Source organism: Micromonospora sp. NPDC005161, assembly GCF_053599855.1.
Genome location: NZ_JBSFYQ010000097.1, coordinates 1 through 6,686, shown reverse-complemented (window position 1 = coordinate 6,686; position 6,686 = coordinate 1). Strand labels below are relative to the sequence as shown.

At 67.5% G+C, this 6,686-nt stretch carries 5 protein-coding genes and 1 pseudogene; 3 read left to right on the top strand and 3 right to left on the bottom strand.

Going from position 1 to position 6,686, the window contains the following annotated elements; all coding sequences use genetic code 11:
• A pseudogene (locus tag ACWD5O_RS36675) lies at nt 1–961 on the bottom strand (IS3 family transposase); the annotation flags it as partial.
• Nucleotides 962–1,228: 267 nt separating this feature from the next.
• Between ACWD5O_RS36675 and ACWD5O_RS36670 the strand changes: the two are divergent.
• Both ACWD5O_RS36670 and ACWD5O_RS36665 read left to right on the top strand, forming a co-directional pair.
• Entirely contained in the window at nt 1,229–2,107 is an 879-nt protein-coding gene (locus ACWD5O_RS36670) for a helicase-associated domain-containing protein (protein ID WP_449940459.1), read from the top strand.
• A gap of 275 nt (nt 2,108–2,382) precedes the next feature.
• Nucleotides 2,383–3,618 (top strand): DUF2786 domain-containing protein, encoded by a 1,236-nt coding sequence (locus ACWD5O_RS36665; RefSeq protein ID WP_387329868.1) that lies wholly within the window; start codon nt 2,383–2,385, stop codon nt 3,616–3,618.
• A 570-nt stretch (nt 3,619–4,188) separates the two neighbouring features.
• Here ACWD5O_RS36665 and ACWD5O_RS36660 read toward each other — a convergent pair.
• Nucleotides 4,189–5,019, bottom strand: coding sequence for a hypothetical protein (locus ACWD5O_RS36660; RefSeq protein ID WP_354968708.1), 831 nt, complete (start codon nt 5,017–5,019; stop codon nt 4,189–4,191).
• A gap of 39 nt (nt 5,020–5,058) precedes the next feature.
• On the opposite strand from ACWD5O_RS36660, the gene ACWD5O_RS36655 reads away from it, so the two are divergent.
• Nucleotides 5,059–5,685 (top strand): TetR/AcrR family transcriptional regulator, encoded by a 627-nt coding sequence (locus ACWD5O_RS36655; RefSeq protein ID WP_354968709.1) that lies wholly within the window; start codon nt 5,059–5,061, stop codon nt 5,683–5,685.
• A gap of 243 nt (nt 5,686–5,928) precedes the next feature.
• On the opposite strand, the gene ACWD5O_RS36650 is transcribed toward ACWD5O_RS36655, so the two are convergent.
• Nucleotides 5,929–6,384 (bottom strand): DUF1772 domain-containing protein, encoded by a 456-nt coding sequence (locus ACWD5O_RS36650; RefSeq protein ID WP_196926089.1) that lies wholly within the window; start codon nt 6,382–6,384, stop codon nt 5,929–5,931.
• Between the last annotated feature and the right edge of the window lie 302 nt (nt 6,385–6,686).

Sequence of the window (6,686 nt, the reverse complement as noted above, 5' to 3'; positions counted from 1 at the left end):
GCGCCGCGCACCAGCCGGCACCTCAGGTATCTGCCTCTTGCCGCGCCCCATCGCAAACCTCCGTGATCAAGGTGTTGCGACGACCAGTTGAATCCGCCCTGGCTGCCCCTGTCCGAGTGCACGATCGTGCCGGTCGGGTCCCGGAGTCGGGCCGCGTTGGACAACGCCGCGACGGCCAGGGATGCCTTCATCCGCGAGTCGATGGAGTAGCCGACGATCCGGCCGGAGTACACGTCCTTGATCGCGCACAGGTACAGCTTGCCCTCGGCGGTGGGGTGCTCGGTGATGTCGGTTAGCCACACCCGGTCCGGGGCATCGGCGGTGAAGCGGCGTTGCACCAGGTCGTCGTGCACCGGCGGCCCGGCCCGCCGGGTCAGCCCCTTCTTCTTGGCGAACACCGACCAGATGCGCTGCACCTTGCAGAGCCTGGCCACCCGATTGGCGCCGGCGGTGATGCCGTGGGCGGGTAGTTCATCGGCGATGAACCGGTACCCGAACGCCGGGTCGTCGTGGTGGATGTGAAGGGCGGCGTTGATCAGATACGCGTCGTTGAGGTCCCGTCGGGTGACCGGGTTGGCGCGCCACGTGTAGTAGGCCTGCTTGCTGAAGCCCAGCACCCGACAGGTCACCGCGACGGGAATCCCGTCCGCGGCCAGGTCACCGACCAGCGGGTACATCATTTTGGGGCGATCTCCTTGGCGAAGAACGCCGCCGCTCGACGCAGGATCTCGTTCTCCTGCTCCAGCAGCTTGTTACGCCTGCGCAGCTCCCGCAGCTCAGCGGACTCACTGCCGGTGGTCCCGGGACGGACCCCTTCATCAATGTCGGCGAGCTTGAGCCAGCGGTGCAGACACGACTCGGAGATCCCGAAGTCCTTCGCGATCTGCGACAGGGGCGCCTCGCCCTTACGGGCGACCGCGACCACGTCACGGCGGAACTCCGGCGGGAACGCTTTCGGCATGACAGACATCCTTCCAGCGAGGAACGCATCCTCACAGGTCAGGAGTCAACCGAACCGGGGGCAGTCCCTGGCCCCGTTTGCTGCCGTTCTGCGCAACGCACAGATCGGCGGTCACCCTAAGATGCGACGGCAGATGTTGGGTGCCGTGATGCGGCGCGAGCATCAACGCGTAGTGGGCAGGGTTGAGGTCGGTTCTGGCCAGCCAAGACAGCACTGGTGGGCCGGCGTCGCCGAAGACAATGAGCCGACCCGACGCAGCGGCAGCGGGTGTCGGCGGCGCTGGCCACCTGCCGTCCCGGCGCTTGGGTCGAGGTGGATGATCTGTTTGCCTCGATGCGTGATACGGGCCTTTCGCCCACGGTTGCGCGCAGTGATCGGGCGCTGTGGAAGCTCTACCTGGTTGACGCTCAGTACGGCAGTCTCGGCTACGCCGGATTCGGTGAGTGGGATATCCTGGAGGGCCGGTACACCCTTGCGGTCATCTTCGAGTACGCGGCCACGCTGGGCCTCGTTGACGTCGCCTATGACGGGCCAGTCGGTGCGCGCGACGACTACCACGGCAACTGGGGCGCCGACGACCTCGACTACCTGAGCCGCTACGACGGGCTGCGGGCGCTGCGTCTCACCGGGCTCGGTGCGTATGCCCTCGGCCTGACCGGGTCGTACCGGCCGCCGGCGGACGCAGCGCCGATCCGTAACCTGAAGGTCTTGTCCAATCTGGATGTGGTCGCCACCGGCGAGCTGAGCCCGGCCGACCGCCTCGTCCTCGACGCCTATGCGAAACGGACCGCCGAACGGGTCTGGACGCTGACCACGGACAGCGTACTCGCCGCCGTCGCCGCCGGTCGCAGCGCCGACCAACTCCGCGACTTCCTGGCTGGTCGCCTGGCGCAGCCCAAGCTGCCCGCCGCTCTGCTGGTGTTGCTCGACGACGTGACCGCCCGGGCCGGGCGATTACGCGACCTCGGTCAGGTGCGTCTGATCGAATGCGCCGATCCGGCACTGGCCGCACTGATCCATCACGACCGCCGGCTCCGGCCGCTCTGCACTGCGATCGGTGAACGGCACCTCGCCGTCCCAATGGAACAGGAACCGGCCTTCCGCCGGGCGTTGCAGGCGCTGGGTTACGCCCTACCCGTTCGATGAGCCCGAAAATGATCGGCTCGCTACCGACATGGCGGTTCGATAACCGGATCGCCGTGCCCGGCTCGCTGGCATCGTCGTCGAGCCGTGGGGGTGTCCCTCGGTCCGGTTGGTAACGTGCGTGGTTTGGTGGCCGTCGGGCCGCGAGGAGGCCAATGGGCAAGAACAGTCGTGAGCGGCACAAGGCCAAGCGGAAGGCCGCCGAGGCGGCTCAGCGTCGGCGGGCCGCCGGGACCTCTGGTCATGATGACCTGCAGGGCCTGTTCGGCGGGCCGCACATGCCGTCCGAGCGTCAGCTCGCGGAGCAGATCATCGATCAGGCGGTGCATGCCCAGCACCGCGACGAGACCGCCGAGCTGGACCGCTGCCGCGCCTTGCTGACTGCCGGTCCCGGCGGGACTGCCGGCATCCAGGTCGTCAACCGGGCCTTGCTGGCCTATCTGCTCCGGCAGGTCGAGCACGCCTGGCGGCGCGGTTGGCAGCCGGCCGAGCTGGTACGGGTGGCCCGCCGCGAGTACGGCACCCGTCACGGTCGGCTCATGGTCGACGCCGTCGCGGCGCAGATGCGTAGCTATTCCACCGCGACCGTCGATCCGCGGTGGCAGTCGCAGCTGACTGCCGTCGACGCGCGGGTGTGGTGGGAGCACGACGATCACTATCTGACGGTCTGGGGCGAGCGGCAGGGCCTCGACCGCGGCGGTGTGATCGCCACCATGATCGAGGTGCTCTGCCTTCTCGCGACGCTGCCGCTGATCGAGCCGGTCGGTCCGATGCCGGGCACCGCCGGGGCCGCCGCGGTGACACCGCCGGTCGATCTTGATCAGCGGATGCTCCATCGGGTTCGGGCGTTGCTGGCGAAGGCGGAGTCCACCGACTTCTCGGAGGAGGCCGACGCGTTCACGGCGAAGGCGCAGGAGTTGATGGCCCGGCACCGCATCGATCACGCCCTGCTCGCCGCGACGACGGGCGAACGTGACCAGCCGGTCACCCGCAGGGTGGGCATCGACAATCCGTACGAGGCGCCGAAGACGCTGCTGCTACAGGTCGTCGCAGAGGCCAACAGCTGCCGGGCGGTGTGGATGAAGCGGTTCGGCTTCACCACCATCGTCGGCTTTCCGGCCGATCTGGAGTCGACCGAACTGCTGTTCACCTCGCTGCTCGTGCAGGCGACGAGGGCGATGACGCAGGCCAAGCCGAGCACCGACAAGTACGGACGCAACACGACCCGCTCGTTCCGGCAGTCATTCCTGACCGCGTACGCATCGCGGATCGGTGAACGGCTCGACGCCGCCACCGAGGGGGTGGACCGGGAGATGAACGCGTCGGCGGACGCCGCCCAACTGCTGCCGGTCCTCGCCGCACGCGACGACGCGGTGCGCGATGCCTTCGAAAAGCAGTTCCCCGAGCCGACCCAGCACGCGACGGCCATCAGCAACCGGGCGGGCTGGGCGTCGGGCCGGGCCGCGGCCGACCGGGCTTCGCTGCATGGGCGGCAGGCCGTCGCACCCGGATGATCGGCTGGTGCGCCGGAACGTGATACCTGGCACAGATCTGGCTCCGAAGCCGCGATCCCGCTGCGAGTCAAGGTTGACGTGATCGCGGCCCGTCCGATTGCCTCGTCGACGGAGGTCGACTACCGTCGCGACCTGGGTAGGCAGAGTGGGAGCGGGCCACCGGTGATGGTCGCCGACTGGTTCGCATGGTGGTACCTCCGGCCCACCGACAGCTCTTGAGCTGGGCAAACGCGAAAGCGGATGTGGCGGTGCACGAACCCTTTTCGATCAGGGTTGCTGCGGTTTTGGGGCTGAGCAGACACCGGACCTGGTAGCGGCTCAGGGCAGTGGCCGGTCCGGAGACGCGGCCGACGTGCGTCATCCAGGCAATGATGACGTCGCCACACCTCTGCCGCTGCCTGCGTCGAGATCAGGTGCTTGGATTTGCCGCCGATCGGGCTGTTCTCGACGCTGGCCGAGTCACGGAGCCCACCAAGCCCGCTTATTCTGCCCTGAATCATTAGAGTACGTGAGGGACCTCTTGAGTGTTGCAAGCCGCTCAGGCTTCCGCTTCTGTCGATGAGCGGATGTCTATGCCTGCGCGCTCTCCGGCGGTTCGACGCGCTGCTGTGCTGGATGGCGACGCTGGCCGTCGGGTAGATCGGCCTGCCGCTGGTCTGATCGAAATGACTCAACGGGACCGGTGCGTCGGTTATTCGGTATCGCCTGGATGGGAACGGATGTCAGGCGGATCAGGGTGATGCCGTAGGCGACGATCCACACGACCCAGATCAGCCAGCTGACAAGGCCGAGGAGACCGACCGGACCGGGGTCGTCGATGACCAGGGGGCTCAGCACGGCCGAGCCGAACTGGAGTGCGGCGGCCAGCAGGCCGATCCCGCTGTGCCAGCGGCGGATCAGGCCGGCGCGTCGGCCGCTGATGGACAGGCCGGTCATGGCCAGTGCCAGGAAGGTGCCGTTGAAGATGAACAGCGCGTTGTGCAGTGCCCAGAGTCCGGCGATCGTGCTGCTGTCCTGCGCGGTCGTTGACGCGAGCGCGAGCCGCGTGGCCATCACGCCGCTGAAGGTTATGTTCTGCAGGATCACCCCGGCGAATCCGACCAGAGACCAGGCTGTGCCTTGCTCGCGGTCGGATCGCCACAGCACGGAGACCGCGCCGGCGCCGAACAGGGTGGCCAGCACCCAGGCGATCGGTGCAAGTGCTGACGCGAGGCCGACGGTGTTCTGTTGGGTGGTGAAGAACTGGACAACGTCGTTGGTCTCCGCACCGGTGTGGGGCAGGCCGGCTGGTACCAGGAAGGCGTTGATGGAGACGATCAGGATGGCGAAGCCGAGTCCGGCGAGTCCGGCGATCCGTGAGAACGTCCAGGTGCTTCGTTCGACACCGAGTTTACGTGACATGTATTCAATATAAGTTCCGGAAACCGAAGGGGGCAAGCCATGACCGCCGAGGCAGGCAGGCGCAGGTACGAGTCGCTGCGCCGGGCGGCGCAAGCGGCAGAGACCAGGGGTGAGATCGCCAGCGCCGCTCGTCGGCTGTTCCTCTCCCGGGGCTGGGCGGCGACCACGGTACGTGACGTGGCGCGGGAGGCCGGGGTCTCGGTGCCGACCGTCTACGCGGTGTACGGGAACAAGACCGGGCTGACCCGAGCCCTGGCCGACGCGGCAGACATCGCCGCGGATCCATCGCAGTCGCTCGCCGAACTGGAAGGGGCCGAGAACGATCCGGTGCGGCAGCTCGCGGCGATGGCCGGCTACGACCGGCGCCTCTTCGAGCGCGCCGGTGACGTCATCACGCTCGTGCGCGAGGCGGGCCGCACCGAGCCCGACCTGGCGAGCGTCTACCGCGACGGCCGTCAGCGGGGGGACGAAACCAGGATCCAGGTGTTCTCGTCGTGGCCGGGCGGCGTTCTCCGGCAAGGATTGGACATACCGTCGGCCGTCGATATCTACGCGGCGATCTGCAACATCGACGTCTACACCACACTGACCGACGAACGCGGCTGGCAACCCGATCAAGTCGAACGCTGGTGGACCGAGGCCCTGGCCCGCGAACTCCTGACCTGAAGTGTCATGAGGCGCCTCATTTCAGGCCGTCCTGGTACGGAAGATTACGAGGTAGACGACGACCACTAAGGCCACGCCACCTCGTCCCACGGGCACCGCATCCAAAGCCGGGCGGGTACTGACCGCGACTGGCCGTCGGCAAGCCGGTCGCACTTGATCCGGTATCCGCTTCTGTAATCCCCTACACCACAACGGATCCCGTCGACTCACTTCACGTAGTCAACGGGGTAACCCAACACTCTCTCAGCCGACCGTGGCGACCGAGAGAGCGACGAGCAGGAAGGCCGCGAGATAGGCCCACGAACGGTATCCCTGAAACCACTCCCAGCGGTTACGGCGCTCTTGCCAGCGCTCCGGAGGGAAATCCTTGTCCCAGCGCAGTGTGGACAGGTTGATCGGCACGTTCACGACCACGGTCGTGACGATGCCCGTGGCCCAGGTCGCGGCCGCAACCCAACGCAACACCTCGGGCAGCCCCGCCCCATCAGGGCGGGCCGCGTAGCTGATAGCCAGCACGAGCGAAGCCGTCATCAGCACCGGCATCACAATGCCGAAGGTACGCAGCAGACCCTGTTCGACCAGGATGTGGTCACGCGGCGCCAGACGCTTGACCACCGGATGCACAAAAGCATAGGAACCGAACTCGGCGCACGCCGTGAACCCCAGCACCGCGACGGTGGCGAACATCAGCACGTCCATCCCCGGTCCTCTCATCGTGCCGGTCTGCACAGTGTCACGCCCCAAGCGGCGAGCTGCGCCGCAGCATCCGCGGCGTGACACCGCACATGAGAAAGCACGGCTGGAGCCGATCGCCGCGATCGCTAGCCTCGATCATTCGCGGGGCTGACGTGGTGGCGCCGCCCGCCTGGTTGCATCGCAGTTGATCGATGCTGGGTTCGGGTGGGCGTGGTGTTTGGCCGGCTGTCGCGTCGGCGGGCGTGGTCTCCTGGGTCCTCCGGTCGTGGGTTGAGGGCTGGCCGGAGGTCAGCCGGGGGCTGGGA